General features: G+C 64.7%; 14 protein-coding genes. 9 read left to right on the forward strand and 5 right to left on the reverse strand.

Annotation, left to right across the window (positions count from 1 at the left end; genetic code table 11):
* Positions 1-40: 40 nt before the first annotated feature.
* From VGV07_RS19760 to VGV07_RS19770, 3 genes are all read left to right on the forward strand, one after another.
* Entirely contained in the window at positions 41-712 is a 672-nt protein-coding gene (locus VGV07_RS19760; protein WP_326870442.1) for a response regulator transcription factor, read from the forward strand.
* Positions 713-714: 2 nt separating this feature from the next.
* On the forward strand, positions 715-2,127 hold the full coding sequence (locus VGV07_RS19765; protein ID WP_326870443.1) for a HAMP domain-containing sensor histidine kinase: 1,413 nt from the start codon (positions 715-717) through the stop codon (positions 2,125-2,127).
* 73 nt (positions 2,128-2,200) lie between these two features.
* Positions 2,201-2,410 (forward strand): hypothetical protein, encoded by a 210-nt coding sequence (locus VGV07_RS19770; RefSeq protein WP_326870444.1) that lies wholly within the window; start codon positions 2,201-2,203, stop codon positions 2,408-2,410.
* A gap of 166 nt (positions 2,411-2,576) precedes the next feature.
* Here VGV07_RS19770 and VGV07_RS19775 read toward each other — a convergent pair whose 3' ends face one another.
* Positions 2,577-3,197, reverse strand: a complete 621-nt coding sequence (locus tag VGV07_RS19775) for a hypothetical protein (protein WP_326870445.1) — start codon at positions 3,195-3,197, stop codon at positions 2,577-2,579.
* Positions 3,198-3,289: 92 nt separating this feature from the next.
* On the opposite strand from VGV07_RS19775, the gene VGV07_RS19780 reads away from it, so the two are divergent.
* Entirely contained in the window at positions 3,290-6,061 is a 2,772-nt protein-coding gene (locus tag VGV07_RS19780) for a bifunctional [glutamine synthetase] adenylyltransferase/[glutamine synthetase]-adenylyl-L-tyrosine phosphorylase (protein WP_326870446.1), read from the forward strand.
* 339 nt (positions 6,062-6,400) lie between these two features.
* On the opposite strand, the gene VGV07_RS19785 is transcribed toward VGV07_RS19780, so the two are convergent.
* Together VGV07_RS19785 and VGV07_RS19790 are read right to left on the reverse strand one after the other, a co-directional pair.
* The gene (locus tag VGV07_RS19785; protein WP_326870447.1) at positions 6,401-6,565 is read right to left on the reverse strand and encodes a hypothetical protein; all 165 of its coding nucleotides are present in this window, start codon (positions 6,563-6,565) and stop codon (positions 6,401-6,403) included.
* Between the two features lie 103 nt (positions 6,566-6,668).
* Positions 6,669-7,094, reverse strand: a complete 426-nt coding sequence (locus tag VGV07_RS19790; protein WP_326870448.1) for a VOC family protein — start codon at positions 7,092-7,094, stop codon at positions 6,669-6,671.
* A 75-nt stretch (positions 7,095-7,169) separates the two neighbouring features.
* Between VGV07_RS19790 and VGV07_RS19795 the strand changes: the two genes are divergently transcribed.
* Together VGV07_RS19795 and VGV07_RS19800 are read left to right on the forward strand one after the other, a co-directional pair.
* Positions 7,170-7,913: a YafY family protein gene (locus VGV07_RS19795; RefSeq protein WP_326870449.1), complete on the forward strand. Its 744-nt coding sequence runs from the start codon at positions 7,170-7,172 to the stop codon at positions 7,911-7,913.
* Positions 7,914-8,017: 104 nt separating this feature from the next.
* Entirely contained in the window at positions 8,018-8,641 is a 624-nt protein-coding gene (locus tag VGV07_RS19800; RefSeq protein WP_326870450.1) for an outer membrane protein, read from the forward strand.
* A gap of 56 nt (positions 8,642-8,697) precedes the next feature.
* On the opposite strand, the gene VGV07_RS19805 is transcribed toward VGV07_RS19800, so the two are convergent.
* Together VGV07_RS19805 and pepN are read right to left on the reverse strand one after the other, a co-directional pair.
* Entirely contained in the window at positions 8,698-9,954 is a 1,257-nt protein-coding gene (locus tag VGV07_RS19805; protein ID WP_326870451.1) for a sensor histidine kinase, read from the reverse strand.
* A 180-nt stretch (positions 9,955-10,134) separates the two neighbouring features.
* Positions 10,135-12,774: an aminopeptidase N gene (gene pepN, locus VGV07_RS19810; RefSeq protein WP_326870452.1), complete on the reverse strand. Its 2,640-nt coding sequence runs from the start codon at positions 12,772-12,774 to the stop codon at positions 10,135-10,137.
* Between the two features lie 318 nt (positions 12,775-13,092).
* Here pepN and VGV07_RS19815 point away from each other — a divergent pair, with 318 nt between their 5' ends.
* The 3 genes from VGV07_RS19815 (at position 13,093) to VGV07_RS19825 (ending at position 19,269) form a co-directional block, all read left to right on the forward strand.
* A complete protein-coding gene (locus VGV07_RS19815) occupies positions 13,093-14,943 on the forward strand; it encodes an ABC transporter ATP-binding protein (protein ID WP_326870473.1) in 1,851 nt (616 codons plus the stop codon).
* 342 nt (positions 14,944-15,285) lie between these two features.
* Positions 15,286-17,148, forward strand: a complete 1,863-nt coding sequence (locus VGV07_RS19820) for an ABC transporter ATP-binding protein (RefSeq protein WP_326870453.1) — start codon at positions 15,286-15,288, stop codon at positions 17,146-17,148.
* 252 nt (positions 17,149-17,400) lie between these two features.
* Positions 17,401-19,269 (forward strand): ABC transporter ATP-binding protein, encoded by a 1,869-nt coding sequence (locus tag VGV07_RS19825; RefSeq protein ID WP_326870454.1) that lies wholly within the window; start codon positions 17,401-17,403, stop codon positions 19,267-19,269.
* Positions 19,270-19,379: the final 110 nt, after the last annotated feature.

Below are 19,379 nucleotides of genomic sequence, written 5' to 3' on the forward strand. Positions count from 1 at the left end.
ACCATTCAGCCTGCATGATGATCGCCGCGGGGCTGGTGCAATGAAGATTCTGCTGATCGAAGATGACCGCGAGGCGGCGAGCTACCTGATCCAGGCGCTCGACGAGGCCGGCCATATCACCCACCACGCCAACGACGGCGAGACTGGCTACGCTATGGCCTCGTCGATGGATTACGACGTGCTGGTGATCGATCGCATGCTGCCGCGCCGCGATGGGCTTTCCATCATCGAGAGCCTCCGGGCCGAGGACGACAAGACCCCGGTGCTGATCCTCTCGGCGCTGGGCGAGGTCGATGACCGGGTCACCGGCCTCCGCGCCGGCGGCGACGACTACCTGGTCAAGCCCTATGCCTTCACCGAACTGCTGGCCCGCATCGAAGTGCTGGCGCGCCGATCGTCGCCGGCGGAAGCCGCCACCAGCTTCGAGGTCGGCGGCCTGGCGCTCGATCGCCTCAGCCGCAAGGTGGAGCGCGACGGCGAGCAAATCCTGCTGCAGCCGCGGGAGTTCCGACTGCTCGAGTACCTGATGAAGAACGCCGGCAAGGTGGTGACCCGCACCATGCTGCTGGAGAATGTCTGGGATTACCATTTCGACCCCCAGACCAATGTCATCGACGTGCACATGTCACGGCTTCGCGCCAAGATTGACAAGGGCCACGCCAACCCGCTGCTGCACACCATCCGCGGCGCCGGTTACATGATCCGCGACTGAACATGTTCAGGCTGGCCCAGCTCTGGCGCACCACCACTGTGCGCCTGACCGCGCTGTTCATGCTGATCTTCGTGATCTTCGCGGTGGTGCTGCTCGGGCTGATCTCCTGGCAGACCTCGGTGCAGTTGCAGCGCCAGCAGACCGATGCCATCGACCGCGAGGCGGTGCAGTTCAAGCGCCTCGACGGCGACGGCGGCTTCCGCGCCACCATCATCGCGGTGCAGCGGCTGGCGAGCCAGCCGGGACCCGGCATCTACTATCTCGCCGATCCCGCGGGGCAGCTGATCGTCGGCAATGTCACTGACCTGCCGCCCGAAGTGCTGGCCGAGCCCGGCACCTACAGCTTCAACTACTCCAAACCGCGGCTGTTCGACGATCCCGACAGCGAAGCCGACGATCCGTCACCGCAGCGGCAGGGCTATGCCATGGTGCGCTCGGAGAAACTGCCGAGTGGCTTGATCCTCGTGGTTGGCCGCGACGTGGTGGAGCGACGCGGTTTCACCGCCATCGTGCTGCAGTGGTTCGCGGTCGGCGCCGGCGGCATCCTGCTGTTCTCACTGGTGGCAGGGGTGTTGACCGCGGTACGCGTGCTGCGCCGCATCGACACCATCTCCTCGACCTCCAACAAGATCGTGTCGGGCAACCTCAGCGAACGCGTGCCGGTGACCAAGCGCAACGACGAGTTCGACGCGCTCGCCACCAACCTCAACCTCATGCTCGATCGCATCGAAAAGCTGATGCAGGGGATGAAGGAAGTGACCGACAATGTCGCCCACGACCTCAAGACCCCGCTGACCCGGCTGCGCAACCAGGCCGAGTCGGCACTGCGCGACGGCCAGGGCGAGGACACCCGCAAACAGGCGCTGGAGACGACGATCGAAGAGAGCGATAAGCTCATCAAGACCTTCAACGCCTTGCTGATGATCGCCCGCGCCGAGGCGGGAACGCCCTCGGGTGCATTGAGCGAGATTGACCTGAGCGCCGTGGTAACCGACGTCGCCGATCTCTACGGCCCTTTGGCAGAAGACGAAGGGCTGACGATCGAGGCCGATATCGCCGAGGGCGTCAGGATCAACGGCAACCGCGAACTGCTGGGGCAGGCGCTGGTGAACCTGATCGAGAACGCGCTGAAGTACTATGAACCGGCCGAGGGCAAGGCCGGGCTGATCAAGGTCGGCCTCAAGCGAGACGGCAACCGCGTAAGGATCGAGGTAGCCGACAATGGCCCCGGCATCCCTGCCACAGACCGTGGCCGCGTGGTCGAGCGCTTCGTGCGGCTGGAAACGAGCCGGACGGAGCCGGGCTCGGGGCTTGGCCTGTCGCTGGTCGCGGCGGTGGCGCAACTGCACAAGGGCGAACTGCGGCTCGAGGACAATGCGCCGGGGGTGCGGGCAGTCATCGACCTGCCGGCCTGAGAGCGCCAAACTCCATGCAAATTTCACTGGTCTGGTAAACCTGTGGAGATGGAAGGCGTGGCATGAGGCAAACATGACCACCTTCGTTGTCCACATACCGGCCGCGGAAGTCCACCGGTTCTACATGTTCGATCAGGGCGCCGTGCAACGGGTACCCTCACCCCAGGTGGTGAGCCTCAGGCCGGATCGCTCCATCATGGTGATGCGCACCACTTTTCGCACCGTCAACAAGATGGCCAAGATGTTCCCGGAATGGCACTTCCAGGCGCTGCTTGGGGCTTAATAGGGGCGGTCTAGTAGGCTCGGCCTTCGACCCACCCACCGGCTGTCATCCCAGCGAAAGCTGTGACCCAACTGTCCGCTGGTGCAGGCTGTGAAATGGGTCCCTGCTTTCGCAGGGATGACGTTTGTGGTTTAGGCACAATCGCGCCCAGAAGGTATTGGCAGCCTCAATGCGCGGTCTGCACCGACGTCTCGCCAATGCCGATGCCGGCGACTTTGCCGCCCTTGATGACGTAGCCGATATACTGCGCGATGTCCGAATAGCCGCCGGGCCGATCGGAGCGATAGGCGATCTTGCTGCCCGAAGCGGCGCCGAAAGTCGCCTTGAGCTCGGCGGTGGACGCGCCGAGCCCCGGGATGCCGAAATTGGGAGCAGTCAAACCGGCGGGCGCCGCATCGCAGTTCTTCGAGGGCTTGCTGGCAGTCTCTGCCGCCACCATCATCACGAACTCGTAGCCGCCAAGGGCGTTCGAGATGAACCAGACATTGGCGCCTTCCGCGCCGTAGCACAGCCAGTCGGCGCGACCGGCGCCGTCGCCATCGCGCCGGATGGTGCCGCCGAAGGCCTTCTGCACATCCTTGAGCTTGGTGCGCTGCAGCTGCACCGTCAGTTTGCCGACGCCGATCGCCTTGACCGGCGCCTTGTCGAGATTGGCTTTGCTGAAGTTGAAGCTGTTGCCGAAGATCGCCTGGCCCATGCCGTCGAGACCGGCAGCAGAGGCGGGAACGGCACTGAGAACGAGGGTGGCCAGGAGGGGGGTAATGAGGGCGGCAATACGGGTGCGCATGCGGGGCTCTTCGGGATTGGCTGGCGCGGGAACATAGCGAGACGCATGCCGAAATCCAGTGACTTTTAGGCGAAGTGCGCTATCCCTCCCAAATGAAAGTTGCGCTCGAAACCCTTCTCGCTTCAGCCCCTTACCTACAAGGTCTCGCCGACCGGCACGCCGATTGGTTCGCTGCGGCGCTCAAACTGTCGCCTGATACTGCCCTCGCTGCGGTGCTCGATCAGGTGGCGAAGGCGGGTCAGGACGCGGCCACCGAGGAGGACATCGGGCGCGAACTGCGTATCGCCAAGGGACGGGTGGCGCTGCTGGCAGCCGTGTCCGAAGTTGCGGGGCGCTGGACCACGGCGCAATCGACCGCAGCGCTTTCCGATCTTGCCGATGCGGCGCTCGATGCCGGGCTCGAGGTGCTGCTGCGGCTTGCCGCCGCGCGCGGGCTGACCGAAGCGAGGGCAGCCAATTCGGGGTTGGCGCTGTTCGCGCTCGGCAAGCATGGCGGGCGCGAGCTCAACTATTCGAGCGACATCGACATCGTCGCCTTCTTCGATCCCGAGCAGGCGACGGTGAAGGAGCGGGGCGAGGAGACGAAGTTCTTCACCCGCATCGTGCAGCGGCTGGCAGGCCTGATGCAGGATCGCAACGAGCACGGCTATGTGTTCCGCACGGATTTACGGCTCCGCCCCGACCCGGGGGCGACGCCGGTGGCACTGCCGACCGAGGCGGCGCTCGCCTACTACGAGAGCCGCGGCCAGAACTGGGAGCGCGCCGCCTGGATCAAGGCGCGACCCTGCGCCGGCGACAAACAGGTGGGTGAGCGGTTCCTCAAGGAGCTCGCCCCCTATGTGTGGCGCAAGCATCTCGACTTCGCCACCATCGCCGACATCCAGGCGATGAAGCGCCAGATCAACATCACCAAGAATGTCGGCGATGCGCGGGTCGCCGGGCACAATGTGAAGCTCGGGTTGGGTGGCATCCGCGAGATCGAGTTCTTCACCCAGACCCAGCAGCTGATCGCCGGCGGGCGCGACCAGACGCTGCGCGTCCGCCCGACGGCGGTGGCGCTCAAGGCGCTCGCAGCGGCCAACTGGATTTCGAAACGGGCGGCTGACGACCTCACCCGCATCTACTGGTTCCTGCGCGCCGTCGAGAATCGGCTGCAGATGCTGCGCGACGAGCAGACCCATGTCATGCCGGAAGCCGAGGCCGATATCGCGGTGATCGGCACTCTGCTGGGCGAGGAGAATCTGCAAGCGTTTGAAACAACTTACCGGGCGGCCTTGAATCAGGTTGTCGGCTACTATTCCGACCTGTTCGCCGAGGGCGAGAGCCTGGCGGCGGGCGGCGGCAACCTGGTGTTCACCGGCGCGGACGACGACCCGGAGACCATCGAGACACTGAGCGGCATGGGCTTCAAACAGCCCTCCAAAGCCATCGAGACGGTGAAGAAGTGGCATTATGGCGGCTACGCCGCGACCCGCGCCGCAGCGGCCCGGGCCCATCTCACCGAGCTGCTGCCGGCGCTGCTCTCGACCATCTCGGGCGCCGGCAACCCTGATGAGGCGCTGGCGCGCTTCGACAACTTTCTGTCGCGCCTGCCCTCGGGGGTGCAGCTGTTCGCGCTCCTCCGCAACCACGAGAACCTCAGGAGCCTCCTGGTGGCGCTGATGGCCTCGGCGCCGCGCATGGCCGACGCGGTGATCCACCGCGCCCATGTCATGGACGGGCTGATCGACCCGGCCTTTGCCGACGACGTGCGGCGGCGCGAAACGCTGCTCGGCAAGATCGAGGCGTTCTTTGCCGACGCGCGCGACTACCAGGACGTGATCGACCGCGCCCGCATCATCGGCCAGGAGCAGATGTTCCTCATCGCCGCGGGTCTGCTGGCTGGCTCGATCGATGCAACGCGCGCCGGCGAGCAGTTCACGACGCTGGCCGAGGCGCTGCTGACCCGCTTGTTCGATGCGGTGCGGCGCGAGTTCGAGAAGCGGCATGGCGTAGTGCCGGGCGCCCGGGTCGCCTTGCTCGCGTTCGGCAAGATGGCGAGCCGCGAGATGACGGCGCGCTCCGACCTCGATTTCATCATGCTCTACGACACCGACGGCGCCGACGAGTCCGACGGCGAAAAGCCACTGGCAGCGAGCCAATACTACGCCCGGCTGACGCAGCGCTTGCTTGCAGCACTGAGCGCCCCGACCTCGGAGGGCGTGCTCTACGAAGCCGACATGCGGCTCAGGCCGTCAGGTAATGCCGGCCCGCTCGCCACCAGCCTTTCGGGCTTCATCCAGTATCACCACGAGAGCGCCTGGACCTGGGAGCACCTGGCGCTGAGCCGGGCGCGCGTCGTTTATGCCGATGGCGCGCTCGGAGACAAGGTCGACGCGACGGTGGCCGAAATCCTGGCCCGGCCACGCGACGCGGCAAAGACCATCGACGACGTATTGGCCATGCGGGCGCTGATGGCCAAGGAGCGGCCACCGCGCCACGCCTTCGACCTGAAGCTGGCAGCGGGTGGCCTGGTCGATCTCGAGTTCATCGCTCAGTCGGCGCAACTGGTCGCCGGCGAGACGATCGCTGCACCGCAGGCAACCACCGCCGTGGTGCTGCGCCGGCTGGCCGAAACCGGCCTGGTGCCCGAGGGGCTACGGCTCGCCGAGATTCTCGAGCTCTATTCCACCGTACTGCAGGTAATGAGCGCGGCGCTCGCCGATCCGTTCAAGGATGGAGGCTGGACCGAAGCGTTTCGCGAGTTGCTGGCCCAGCGCACCAACACCCCGAACTTCGAGCGCCTGGCAGCCGATGTCCGCGAGATGGAAGACGAGGTCAGCGCGGCTGCGGCGGCGTGGTACACCAAGGCGAGGCAGGTGTAGCCGCCAGGTCGATGCGTGTGTGGCTGCCCGCAAAACTCCCGAAAAACAGCGTCCAGTGGTTCATGCCAGCAGGCCGAAGCCCGGCAACTGGCCGAGGTGCTTAATGGCCAGCGCACCGAGCGGGATGGCCGACGAAGGAAGCCGTTCAGCGGCAGCGCCACCAGCCGAAGCCGATCGCTACCGCCAGCATGACGGTCAGCCAGACGCGCCCCGAAATCTCGACCGGCCGGCCGTTGAAGGAACGGCAGAACCCGAGCCTTTATCATAATGCCCCCCGGCGACCGCCCACCTGCGCTAGGCACATGATGCGGGCGCGCCTTCGAGGGGCTTAGCGGGTGGTCAGCGCATCGACTGGTGCGGCTCCGCCACGAACCGGCGCGCCGCAAAGATGGCACGCAACTCGGCGCGTGTCGGCACCGGTTCGAGCAGGCGGCGCCGGACCTCCCCCTCGTGCCGCGCTAGCATGGCCAGGCGCAGCATGATGGCTTCAACGAACAGCGGCATTCGGTTCTCCTGTGGCAGATCCTCGCAACCAGCGCAGTGTCACGCCATCGACCTGAACCACTGATGAATAGTCATCATATGACTTTCTGCCGCCGTTTGGTGGTCATGCCGGCGCGTAGGCCACTTCAATGTCGAACACCCAGGTAATGCCGAAACGGTCCTTCAGCATGCCATAGAGCGGTGACCAGTCGGCCGGGGCGAGCGGCTGGAGGACAGTGGCGTCGACGCCGAGTTTCTGCCAGCAGCTGGTGATTTCGGCAGCGTCGGTACCGCGGACCGACACAAACACGGGGATCTCACCCGGGTTCCAGCCGAGCCGCGCGGGCACGTCATAGGCCATGATGCGGAAGCCGTTCGTCGCTTCCACCTGGCCCCACATCACCTGATCGGCTTCATCAGGGTTCTGCACGGCTCCGGCATCCTTGTAGGTGACCACGGCCAGCTGGCCGCCGAACACCTGGTTGTAGAAGGCGAGGGCGGCACGGGCGTCGCCGCGAAAGTTGAGGTGGGTGGTGGTCTTGATGGTCATCATGGGCTCCTTGTTTGCTGGCCTGATGCGACCTGCTATAGCGAAGGCCAACTGCCACTTTCTGTCAGTTGGATGATGGCCCGACCCGACCGTCTTTTCCGCCTCCTGCAGGCCATGCGCGTGCTTCCTGCGCCGATCACCGCAGCGCGCCTCGCCGAGGAAACCGAGGTCTCGCTGCGCTCGCTCTACCGCGACATCGACAGCCTGCGCGCCGCCGGAGCCCGGATCGAGGGCGAGCGGGGCTACGGCTATCGGCTGATCGAGGATTATGCGCTGCCGCCGCAGACCTTCGATCGCGACGAGATCGAAGCACTGGCGCTGGGGCTCGCCGAAGTGAAGCGGATGGGCGATCCGGTGCTGGCGAAAGCCGCCACCTCCGTGCTGGCCAAGGTTGCCGCGACGCTGCCGGGTGATCGTGAACAGCACCTGTTCCACGCCGTCTCGCAGGTCTATCGCCCGGACGAACGCTTCGCTGCTGGGGTCGACATGGGCGTTATCCGCCAGGCCTGCTGGAGCGAGGAGGCGCTGGCCATCTGTTACACCGACAAGGCCGGCACGGCTTCGGAGCGCACCATCCTGCCGCTGGCGATCGTCTACACCGAAGGCGCACTCACCGTGCTCGCCTGGTGTTGCCTGCGCGAAGCGTTCCGCATGTTCCGCACGGACGGGATCAGCGAACTGCGGCTCGCCGGAACGAGCTTCCGGCCACGGCGGGTGGCGCTGCTGCGGGACTATCTGGCTGCGCTACGGGCGCGGGCAGGTGCCGATCGACCGAATAGTGGCAGTTCTCCCACACTCGCTCCCTTATCGAAGTCATAGTCATAATATGATTTGGAGAAAAGTGCCGAACCATATTGCGAAGCAGGTGTAAGCCTCGATCGGGCCGAGCGGCGGCGGCGAGGTGGAGAACCCGTGGAGAGCCAATGCGCAAACTACTTCTGACCACTGGCCTGTTGCTGTCGACTGGATATGCGGCGCAGGCAGCGGATTTGATCATCATGCCTGAAGAGGAACCGGTGGCCATCTCGGCGAGCCCGAGCATCTACGTGCAGCTGCTTGGTGGCGCTGCCCTGGGCCTTGACGTCGATTTCTTCGAAGATGGCATCAACGACGAGTCCTACACCATGGACACCGGTCTCGCCGCAGCGGCGACCCTGGGCGTGGTGGTGATGGACAACATCGCCGTTGAAGGCGACCTGTACTGGACCGACCGGGTGTTCACCACCGAGCCCGACTATGACCTCTCGACGCTGAGCGCCATGATCAACGTCAAGGCATTCCTGCCGGTCAGCGAGATGTTCACCATCTATGGCGCCGTCGGCGTGGGGTATATCACCTATGGCGTGAACCCCGACGAAGGCAACTACAACGGCTGGGGTTACCAACTGATCGCTGGCGCGACGGCCGACCTGACAGAGAACATCGCCGTAGTAGGTGAACTGCGCTATCAGAGCGGCTTCGGTGAGATCCCGTTTGAGAACGACGATCGCTACGGCATCGAGGCGCCGACCGCCTCCGCGCTGGTCGGTTTGAAGTTCAGCTTCTGATCGAGGACTGCAATCTGGTTTGCGGCCCGCTTCGGCGGGCCGCTTCTGTTTGGACTTCAGGCGGCCTTCGCAGCTTGTTCCGCCAACACCGGCAGGCTCACCGCTACGGTGGTTCCAAGCCCCTGCCGGCTGTCGATGGCCAGATGCCCGCCGCTCAGTTCGGCTATGGCCCGCGCGATGGCGATGCCCAGTCCGGCGCCTTCACGGTCGCGGGTCAGCGCCGCATCGCCGAAGACGAAGGGTTGCGACAGGGTGGCGAGGCGTTCGGCGGTCATGCCGATGCCGGTATCGGTGATTTCGAGCACCACGCCGTCATGGCCGGCATAGGCGGCAAGGGTCACCTTGCCGCCGCGCGGGGTGAAGCGCACGGCGTTCTCGACGAGGTTTGAGACCATGCGCTCGAGCGCGAAGCGATCGGCGGTGAGTGCGGCGTTGCACGGGCCGCCCAGCCCGAAAATCACCCCGGCATGCTGGGCTTGGCCGGCAAAGCGGCGGAACACTCCGACCAGCAGCTCGTCGGCGGTAAAGCGGTCGCTCCGCATTTCGCGCCGTCCGCCTTCGAGCTCGGCCAGTTCGAGGATCGAGCCGAAGAAGCCGAGCAGGCGCTCGCCCGAGCTCTTCACCGCCTCGACGTAGCTGAGATAGCGTGGGTCGCCGAGCGCCCCGTAGGGCTGCTGCCGCAGCATGTCGGCAAAGCCGATAATGTGGTTCAGCGGAGTGCGGATATCGTGGCTGAGATGGGCGAGGAAACTGGTCTTCGAGCGGCTGGCGGCTTCGGCGCGGAGCTTTTCTTCATGGTAGCGGCGGGCGAGGAGGCGCTGCTCCTCGCGCACCGTGGTCAGCAACTGGTTGGTCCGCCGGCTTTCGGTGACGTCCATTAACAGGGTGACGAAGCCGGAACCGGCGATCGGGCGCTCTTCGATCAACAGGGTCGAGCCGTCTTCGCGATGCAACTCGAGCAGGCGGTTTTCGAAGTCCTCGCGCACCGATTGCATATAGCCGCCCTGGGCCAGGCTCTTCACCACTTCGTGGTAGGCGGCGCCCGAGGAGAGCGCGTCCGGGCTGACCCCGAGCCGCTCGGCGAAGCGATCATTGCTGGCCAGCAGCCGCGCATCGGCGCCCCAGCAGGCGACCCCGAACGGCAAGGTGTCGATCAGTGCGGCATAGCCATGCGCGGCATCCCGGCCCGTCAACCGGGTGAGCAGCCACTCCAGCGCGCCGATGGCGGTGCGACGCAGCCAGCTGCCTCGTACCATGCCCTCAGGCGCACGGAATCGCTTCGCCTCGTCGCCGGATTGCTCCGTCGGCCGCATCAAGTTCTCCGCCTATGTGATTGGGACGACCCAGTGATTTGCCCCTGTGGAGAGACTTTGAATCCGCTTCGCCGTCACTGTCCAGAGGGGTCTCTGGACGGGGTGACGGCGAAGCGCAAAATCATGAGTCGATTGAATCACTTAGCGCCGAAGAAAAATTCTTCCAGCGCTAAGGATCTGTTAACCAGCGAGGGTCCGCTCGAGGATATCGGCCGTATTGCGGCTGAGCGCGCCCGATTCCTGCAGCGATTTCAGCGCCTTCTCCGCCTCGCCGCGACGTACGGATTCGAAGCTCTGCCATACGCGGAAGGCCGTAAGCACCCGCGCCGCCACCTGCGGGTTGCGCTTGTCGACATCGCCGACGAACTCGGCAAGGAAGCGGAAGCCGGCACCGTCCCTGCGCGCGAACTGCGTCGGATTGTTCATGCCGAAAGTCGCCATCAGGGCCCGCAGCCGGTTGGGGTTGTTCTGCGGGAAATCCGGCGAGGCGAGGATTGCCTTGATCCGCTCGAGCGCCCCCGCGTCGGCGGCGAGCGCGTTGAGCGACAGCCACTTGTCGAGCACCAGCGGATCGGCGGTGAACTGACGGTAGAAGTCCGCCAGCAGCGCATCGGCATCGGTGGTCCACGATTGCACCACCGTCGACAGTGCCGACAGCCGGTCGGTCATGTTGAGCGCCCGCTCATATTGCTCGCGCGCCAGCTTGGCCGCGCCCTCCGCTCCGCCGATCACCAGCAGTCCAAGCGCGGTGTTCTTCATCGAACGCCGCCCGGTCTGCTGGAAATCCGGCGAATAGGCGAGGCGGCTGTCATTGGTCAGGTAGACCTTCTCCAGCGTCGGCGCGAGCCGCGCCACCAATGCCGTCACCAAGCCGGTGCGCACCTCACGGATACGATCGGGGTCGACATTGCTGCCGATGGCGCGGGCGATGGTCTGCTCGTTGGGCAGACCCAGCGCCAGAGCCTTGTAGGCGGGGTCGAGCTCCTTGGAGGCCAGCGTCTCTTCCAGCGCTTCGGCAATGGCGCTGACCTGGGCGTCGCTCCACGCCTTGCCGGCGATCGCCTCGAGCATCAGGCGCATCGACACGTCCTGCAGCGCCTGCCAGCGGTTGAACGGGTCGGCATCGTGCCGGGCGAGGAACAGCTGGTCGGCTTCGCTGGCATTGCTGCTGAGCGTCACCGGAGCCGAGAAGCCGCGGAACAGCGATGGCACGGGCCGGTTCGGGATGCCGGTGAAGCTGAGGCTCAGCTTGTTGGTGTCCATGACGATCAGGTCGTCGCGCACCTCGCCGCCCGCCACCGAGGCCCACCTCATCGGGCTGCCATTGGGCCCGATGAGGCCGAACTTGATTGGCAGCACCATGGGCTGCTTCTCATCCTGGCCCGGCGTCGGCTTGTTCTCCTGGACGATATCGAGGGTATAGGTCTGCGTTGCCGCGTCGAACCGGTCGGTGACGCTGACCTCGGGCGTCCCTGCCTGCAGGTACCATTGCTGGAAGTGCTGCAGGTTCTGCCCTGACGTATCCTCGAACACCTTGATGAAGGCTTCGATAGTCGTCGCCTCGCCGTCATGGCGTTCGAAGTAGAGGTCCATCCCCTTGCGGAAGCCTGCCTCGCCCAGCAGCGTTGCCAGCATGCGGACGATCTCGGCGCCCTTTTCGTAGACCGTCGCCGTATAGAAGTTGTTGATCTCCTTATAGCGATCGGGCCGCGCCGGGTGGGCGAGGGGGCCGCCATCCTCGGGGAACTGCGTCTGGCGCAACTGGCGCACGTCATCGATGCGGTTCACCGGGCGCGAACGCTCATCCATCGAGAATTCCTGATCGCGGTAAACCGTCAGGCCTTCCTTGAGGCAGAGCTGGAACCAGTCGCGGCAAGTGATTCTGTCGCCGGTCCAATTGTGGAAATACTCGTGCGCGATGACGCTCTCGATGTTGATGTAGTCGGCATCGGTAGCGCTCTCGGGCTTGGCGAACACCAGCTTGTCGTTGAAGATGTTGAGGCCCTTGTTCTCCATGGCGCCGAAGTTGAAATCGGACACCGCGACGATGTTGAACACGTCGAGATCGTACTCGCGGCCGAAGCGGCGCTCGTCCCAGGCCATGGAGCGCTTGAGCGAATCCATGGCGTAGAGGCACTCGCTCTCCTTGCCATGCGCGCAATAGATACCGAGCGCCACCTTGCGCCCCGAGGCGGTGGTGAACTCGTCGTGGATCGAGCCCAGATCGCCCGCCACCATGGCGAAGAGATAGGCCGGCTTCGGAAACGGATCTTCCCACACCGCGAAATGCTTGCCATCGGGCAAGGCGCCGGTCTCGATCAGGTTGCCGTTGGCGAGCAGGATCGGAGCCAGAACCCGGTCGGCGGTCATCCGCACCTTGAACGGCGCCAGCACGTCGGGGCGGTCGAGGTAATAGGTGATGCGGCGGAAGCCTTCGGGCTCGCACTGCGTGCACCAGGTGCCGCTGGAGCGGTAAAAGCCCATCAGCCGGATGTTCTTTTCCGGCTCGACTGCCACCTCGGTCTCGAGCACGAAGCGCTTGTTCGGCGGCTGGTGGATGATGAGGCCGGTCGGCGTCGCCTCGTAGGCGGTGAGCGCCTGTGGCAGCCCATCAATGGCGACGGTGCGCAGCGTCAACTCTTCGCCATCGAGCACCAGCGGCGTGCCGGGGGCAGTGTTCGCGCGCGGCACCAGCGTCAGCATGGCGCGGATCACCGAGGTATCGGGCGCGATCCGCACATCCAGTTCGACCTTTTCGATCGCGTAGGGGGTCTCGGCATAATCCTTGAGGAAGACCGTCTCTTCGTTCTCGCCGCGCATCAAATGCTCCGCTGCATCAACTCGTTAACCAACTGTGGCGCAGGCGCAACAGCCGAATCCAAGGGTTAGTGTATTCTATGCGGCTGACAACCAGCCATGTGGAACGATCCTTGCCGATTTCGGCAGCATTGGGATCGTCGCGTGGCTGGCCCGCCAGCACGCACCTCCGTCACGCTATTGGCGTGACGTGTGCGTAATCCAAATCAGACGAGAGGGTAAGCCCTCGGATGGCCAGAGCCGCTTGACCTCAACCTAGGTTGAGGCCGTAGCCGTGCCGCCATTCCAGGGTGGACGGAGGAGACAGTCGTGATCGACAGAGTGTTCAAGTGGTTCGAAGATCGGCTGAACCCCTATCCGCTGGGGGAGCCGACGCAGCCGCCCAAGGGGCTGGTGGCGTTCTGCCTGCACTATTGCAAGGGCGCCAAGCGCTGGCTGATCGCCATGGCAATCCTCGGCGCGGCGATCGCTGCCGGTGAGATCGCGTTGTTCGGTTTCATGGGCTCGCTCGTCGATTGGTTGAGCACGGCCGACAAGGCGACGTTCCTCCAGACCGAGGGCTGGAAACTCGGGATGATGGCGCTGGTGCTGCTGGTCGGCCTGCCGCTCCTGCAGATCGTCGACACCCACATCATCCACCAGACGCTGATCGGCAACCTGCCGCAGCGCATCCGCTGGATGGCGCATCGTTACCTGCTGCGTCAGTCGATGAGCTACTTCCAGGATGAGTTCGCTGGCCGCATCGGCGCCAAGCTGATGCAGACGGCGCTCGCCGTGCGCGAAGTGGTGATGAAGCTGCTCGACGTCACCGTGTTCGTGGTCGTCTATTTCGCCGGCGCTGTGGTGCTGGCGGCGATGAGCGACCTGTGGCTCGCCGTGCCGTTTCTCGTCTGGCTCGTCGCCTACGTGTTGCTGCTGGTGAAATACGTGCCGCAACTGGGCAAGATTTCCGAAGCGCAGGCCGATGCCCGCTCGCTGATGACCGGCCGCATCGTCGACAGCTACACCAACATCGCGACGGTGAAGCTGTTCTCGCATTCGCGCCGCGAGGAAGCCTACGCACACGAGGCCATGGACCAGTTCATGGGCACCGTGCACAGCCAGATGCGGATGATCGCCTTCCTGCAGATCATCATCCCGCTGATGAACAACCTGCTGCTGTTCGCGGTGGTGTGCGTGGGCATCAACCAGTGGATCTTTGCCGGCATGACGCCGGGCGCCATCGCGGTGGCGGCGGCGCTGGTGCTGCGCTTCCAGGGCATGAGCCAGTGGGTGATGTGGGAGATGTCGGCACTGTTCGAGAACATCGGCATCGTGCGCGACGGCATCAACTCGATCTCGCTGCCGCGCGTCGTCGCCGATCAACCCGACGCCAGGCCGCTCGGCCTGGTGAAGGGCGACGTGCGCTTCGACGATGTCGGCTTTCACTACGGCAAGCAGTCGGGCGTCATCGATCACCTGAACCTCGAGATCAAGCCGGGCGAGAAGATCGGTCTCGTCGGCCGCTCGGGCGCCGGCAAATCGACCATCGTCAACCTGCTGCTGCGCTTCTACGATCGCGAGAGCGGCAAGATCACCATCGACGGCACCGATATCGCCACCGTGCAGCAGGATACGCTGCGCGAGCAGATCGGCGTGGTGACGCAGGATACATCGCTGCTCCATCGCTCCGTCCGCGAGAACATTCTCTATGGCCGCCCCGACGCGACCGAGGAGGAGATGCTCGCGGCAGCGCGGCTGGCCGAGGCCGACACGTTCATCGACGGACTGGTCGATTTCAAGGGTCGCAAAGGCTACGACGCCCATGTCGGCGAGCGCGGCGTCAAGCTCTCGGGCGGGCAGCGGCAGCGCATCGCCATCGCCCGGGTGCTCTTGAAGAACGCGCCCATCCTGGTGCTCGACGAAGCGACCTCGGCGCTCGACTCCGAGGTCGAGGCGGCGATCCAGAGCCAGTTGCAACTCCTGATGCGCAACAAGACGGTGATCGCCATCGCGCACCGGTTGTCGACCATCGCGATGATGGATCGGCTGGTGGTGCTGGAGCAGGGCAAGATCGTCGAGCAGGGCACGCACGCCGAGCTGATCGCGCTCGGCGGCGTCTATGCCAAGCTCTGGGCCCGCCAGTCCGGCGGGTTCCTCGAGATGGACGTGCAGGAGGAGGCGGCAGAGTGATGACCGATAATTTCGAGGACCGGGCCTCCCCCCTCCCAACCTCCCCCGCAAGGGGGGAGGTGCCGCATCGAGTTTTTGGCTGGATCGTGCACAGCACGCCGGCCGGCACCCTCCCCCTCGCGGGGAGGGTTGGGGAGGGGGGCGCCCCGCGCTCCGCCTTCTGACCAAAGCAAAGCTTCAACCATCCCAAGGAGGGACAAATGGAAACTCGTAACCAACCCGGATTTATCGACCTCAGCGCGGGCCCTAACGCCAGCCGGTCCAAAGTGAAGCGAAAACAATCCGTTAGAGCCCTGACCTGACTCGGATAGTCGGTTACCGGGCTCGGAAAATGAGTTCAAAATGCTCAACCGAGTCATTGCCTGGTTCGATGCCCGCTACTCCCCGGTAGCGCTGGCCAAGGACACTCAACCCCCGATGGGGGTTACTAAGTTCACCATGTATTTCGTCAACCAGTTCCGCGGCGCCTTCCTGCTGCGCATGGTGCTGGTGGCCATCGGCTCGATTGCCGATGCGATGATGCCGGTCTTTGTCGGCGTCGTGGTCGGCCTGCTCGCCACCACCCCACCAGGGCAGATGTTCGAACTGCACTGGCAGACCTTCCTGTGGATGATCCTGGTGATCGCCGTGATCCGGCCGATCACCTTCCTGCTCGATACGCTGGTGCGCAACCACTCGATCGTGCCCAACCTCGTGGACATCGTCCGCTGGCAGAGCCATTGGCACGTCATTCGGCAGACCTGGAGCTACTTCCAGAACGATTTCGCCGGGCGCATCGCCAACAAGATCATGCAGGCGGGGGAGTCGATCGAGTCCTCGGTCAACATGACCATCGATGCGGTCTGGTACGCGGGCATCTTCGTGATCGTCGCGGTGGTCGTGCTGGCCCGGCTCGACTGGGTGCTGCTGGTGCCGATCGGCATCTGGCTGGTGCTCTACGGCATCCTCTTCACTATCGTCATGCCGCTCATCGCCCGGCATTCAGAGGAACTCTCGGAAGCCAAGTCGGTGATGACCGGCCGCGTCGTCGACAGCTACACCAATATCCACACGCTGAAGACGTTCTCGACCGACGGGCATGAGGACGCCTATGTGGCGGACTCGGTGAACGAGCATGCGGTGGAGTTCCGAAAGCTCATGCGGGTGTTCACCTACATGTGGTCGACCCTGTTCCTGCTCAACGCGGGCCTCGTGATCTCGATCGCCTGGATCGCTCTGGCCAGCTGGAACGCCGGAACGCTGAACGCCGCTGCGGTGGCGACAGCCATCCCGTTCGCGCTGCAGATCATGAACATGAGTGGCTGGATCCTCGATGTCGGCTCCAACATCTTCCGCCAGATCGGCACCACCCGGGATTCGATGGTCACCATCGCCCAGCCGATCACCATGCTCGACAAGCCGGAAGCCAAGCCCCTGGTGGTGAAGGAGGGCGGTATCGTCTTCGACAACGTCACCTTCAACTATTGGCGGGGCAAGGAAGGCACTGTGATGGAGGGGTTCAACCTCAACATCAAGCCGGGCGAGAAGGTGGGTCTGGTCGGTCGTTCGGGCGCCGGCAAGTCGACGCTGGTCAACCTGATGCTGCGTCTGTTCGACGTGGAATCCGGTGCGATCCGCATCGACGGGCAGGACGTCCGTGACGTGACGCAGGAAAGCGTGCGCGCCGCGATCGGCCTCGTCAGCCAGGATACTTCGCTGCTGCACCGTTCGGTGCGCGAGAACATCAAGTACGGCCGCCAGACGGCGCCGGACGAAGACATGATCCGCGCTGCCGAACAGGCCAAGGTGGCCGAGGTGATCGCCGGGCTGGTCGATCCGAAGGAACGGCGGGGCTACGACGCCCATGTCGGCGAACGGGGCGTCAAGCTCTCGGGTGGGCAGCGCCAACGCGTCGCCATTGCCCGGGTGCTGTTGAAGAACGCCCCGATCCTGGTGCTCGACGAAGCCACCTCGGCGCTCGACAGCGAAGTCGAGGCGGCGATCCAGGATCAGCTGGTGTCGCTGATGCAGGGCAAGACGGTGATCGCCATCGCCCACCGCCTCTCGACCATCGCCGCGATGGACCGGCTGGTGGTGCTGGAGAAGGGCCGCATCGTCGAGGAAGGCACGCATGCCGAGCTGCTCGCCAGCGGCGGCCACTACGCCCAGCTCTGGCAACGCCAGTCCGGCGGCTTCCTCGACATGAAGGCCGAAGCGGCGGAGTAAAAACAGGGGGCGGGCGGTGTTGGGCCCGTCCTCGGTTCCTCCCTCCCCCTTGTGGGGAGGGTAGCGAAGCAGAACTTGGCTCTGGCCAAGTTCGCAGCGGAGCTAGGGTGGGGGAGGGCCACACACGCCGAGCGTGTTGCCACCCCCACCCTTGATCCCTCCCCACAAGGGGGAGGGAGACGACTGATTGAGCGTCGACCTTACCCCGATTTCACGTTCACTTCGTTAGGACTCAAGCTATTGAGGGTCCCGATGAAACTGCTCGAGCCCATTCACCGCTTCTTCGAGCACTGGACCGATCCATTCGGCCGGTCCGGCGACCTGCAACCACCCGCGGTGACGTGGCAGTTCTTCTGGTTCTACATCTCGCAGGCCAAGCTCGCTTTCCTTGCCTTGCTGGTGCTGGGCGGCTTGGTGGCGCTGGTCGAGGCGGCCCTGTTCTACTATGTCGGCCGCATCGTCGACATTCTCGATCGCTCGCAGCAGGCCGAGGGCTGGGCCGGGCTGATCGCCGGGTTCGGGCCGGAGCTGGTCTGGATGCTGGTGGTGACGCTCGGCATCCGCTTCATCATCACCTGGCTGTCGGCCACAGTGGAAGAACAGACGGTCAATCTCGGCTTCTACAACCTGGTGCGCTGGCAGGCCTATGCCCACGTGATCCGGCAGAACCTCACCTTCTTCCAGAACGATTTTGCCGGCTCGATCGCCAGCAAAGTCTGGCAGTCGGGCGGCGCGGTGGGCGACTTCATGGTCAGCCTGCTGCAGGTGGTGTGGTTCATCGGCATCTACACCGTGACCACCGTGGTGCTGGTCGGCCAGCTCGACTGGCGGCTCGCCGCGGCAGTGCTGCTCTGGGTCGCGGCCTTCGCCGCTCTCGCTCGTTACTATGTGCCGCGCATGCGCAAATACTCGGCCGGCGCGGCAGAACAGGCCTCGGTGCTGACCGGGCGCATCGTCGACAGTTTCTCCAACATCCAGACGCTGAAACTGTTCGGCACCGCCGAGGCCGACGACAAGTTCGTCAAATCCGGCTTCGAGAGTTTCATCGCCGCGATGACCAGGCTGGCGCGGACGCTGGTCGGCGTGCGCACGGCAATGGGCATGCTGTCCGGCCTCGCCATCGCCGGCATCGCGGCGCTGTCGGTGCACCTGTGGACCGAGGGTCTGGTGAGCGTCGGCGGCGTCGCTTTCACCACCGGGCTGGTGCTGCGGCTCTACAACCTCCTCGGACGGCTGATGAACCAGCTCAACGGCCTGATGCGCAACTATGGTACGGCGCAGAACTCGGCCGAACTGATCGCCAGGCCGCTCGGACTGGTCGATGCGTCCGACGCTAAGCCGCTGCGGGTGACCGAGGCGGCGATCAGCTTCGACCATGTCAGCTTCAAGTATGACAATGCCCTGCCGGTGATCGACAACCTCGAGCTTCACATCAAGGCGGGCGAGCGGGTCGGACTGATCGGCCGCTCCGGGGCGGGCAAGTCGACCATCGTCAACCTGCTGCTGCGCTTTTACGACGTGCAGGGCGGCAGCATCTCGATCGACGGGCAGGATATTTCGAAGGTTACCCAGGAGTCGCTGCGCGCCAATATCGGCGTCGTGACGCAGGATACCTCGCTGCTGCACCGCTCGATCCGCGCCAACCTCACCTATGGCCGGCCCGATGCCACCGATGACGAGATGTTCGCCGCGGCGGCGTCGGCCGAGGCGGACGATTTCATCGAGCACCTGATCGACCAGAAAGGCCGTACCGCTTACGACGCCTTTGTCGGCGAGCGCGGGGTGAAGCTTTCGGGCGGGCAGCGCCAGCGCGTGGCGATTGCTCGCGTGCTGCTGAAGAACGCCCCGATCCTGGTGCTCGACGAAGCAACCTCGGCGCTCGATAGCGAAGTCGAGGCGGCGATCCAGAGCCAGCTGAAGATGCTGATGCAGGGCAAGACCGTGCTGGCCATTGCCCATCGGCTCTCGACCATCGCCGAGATGGACCGGCTGATCGTGCTCGAGCAGGGCCGCATCGTCGAGCAGGGCACCCATGCCGAGTTGCTGGCGGCCGGCGGCCACTACGCAACGCTCTGGGCCCGCCAGTCAGGCGGCTTCCTGGATTTGAAGGCGGCGGAGTAGGGGCAGTCGGCGCGTGGGGCTACCCCCACCCAGCTGTGCGACGGCCTTGTGCTACGCGCAAGACCTGCTCCGCTACCCTCCCCACAAGGGGGAGGGAGGGGTGCGTACCG

Source organism: Devosia sp. (assembly GCF_035944845.1).
Classification (GTDB): Bacteria; Pseudomonadota; Alphaproteobacteria; order Rhizobiales; family Devosiaceae; genus Devosia_A.

What these genes read in the sequence shown, in the direction of transcription:
- VGV07_RS19760 (WP_326870442.1), top strand. Translation starts at nt 41, where the DNA reads ATGAAGATTCTGCTGATCGAAGATGACCGCGAGGCGGCGAGCTACCTG.
- VGV07_RS19765 (WP_326870443.1), top strand. Translation starts at nt 715, where the DNA reads ATGTTCAGGCTGGCCCAGCTCTGGCGCACCACCACTGTGCGCCTGACC.
- VGV07_RS19770 (WP_326870444.1), top strand. Translation starts at nt 2,201, where the DNA reads ATGACCACCTTCGTTGTCCACATACCGGCCGCGGAAGTCCACCGGTTC.
- VGV07_RS19775 (WP_326870445.1), bottom strand. Translation starts at nt 3,197, where the DNA reads ATGCGCACCCGTATTGCCGCCCTCATTACCCCCCTCCTGGCCACCCTC.
- VGV07_RS19780 (WP_326870446.1), top strand. Translation starts at nt 3,290, where the DNA reads ATGAAAGTTGCGCTCGAAACCCTTCTCGCTTCAGCCCCTTACCTACAA.
- VGV07_RS19785 (WP_326870447.1), bottom strand. Translation starts at nt 6,565, where the DNA reads ATGCCGCTGTTCGTTGAAGCCATCATGCTGCGCCTGGCCATGCTAGCG.
- VGV07_RS19790 (WP_326870448.1), bottom strand. Translation starts at nt 7,094, where the DNA reads ATGACCATCAAGACCACCACCCACCTCAACTTTCGCGGCGACGCCCGT.
- VGV07_RS19795 (WP_326870449.1), top strand. Translation starts at nt 7,170, where the DNA reads ATGGCCCGACCCGACCGTCTTTTCCGCCTCCTGCAGGCCATGCGCGTG.
- VGV07_RS19800 (WP_326870450.1), top strand. Translation starts at nt 8,018, where the DNA reads ATGCGCAAACTACTTCTGACCACTGGCCTGTTGCTGTCGACTGGATAT.
- VGV07_RS19805 (WP_326870451.1), bottom strand. Translation starts at nt 9,954, where the DNA reads ATGCGGCCGACGGAGCAATCCGGCGACGAGGCGAAGCGATTCCGTGCG.
- pepN (WP_326870452.1), bottom strand. Translation starts at nt 12,774, where the DNA reads ATGCGCGGCGAGAACGAAGAGACGGTCTTCCTCAAGGATTATGCCGAG.
- VGV07_RS19820 (WP_326870453.1), top strand. Translation starts at nt 15,286, where the DNA reads ATGCTCAACCGAGTCATTGCCTGGTTCGATGCCCGCTACTCCCCGGTA.
- VGV07_RS19825 (WP_326870454.1), top strand. Translation starts at nt 17,401, where the DNA reads ATGAAACTGCTCGAGCCCATTCACCGCTTCTTCGAGCACTGGACCGAT.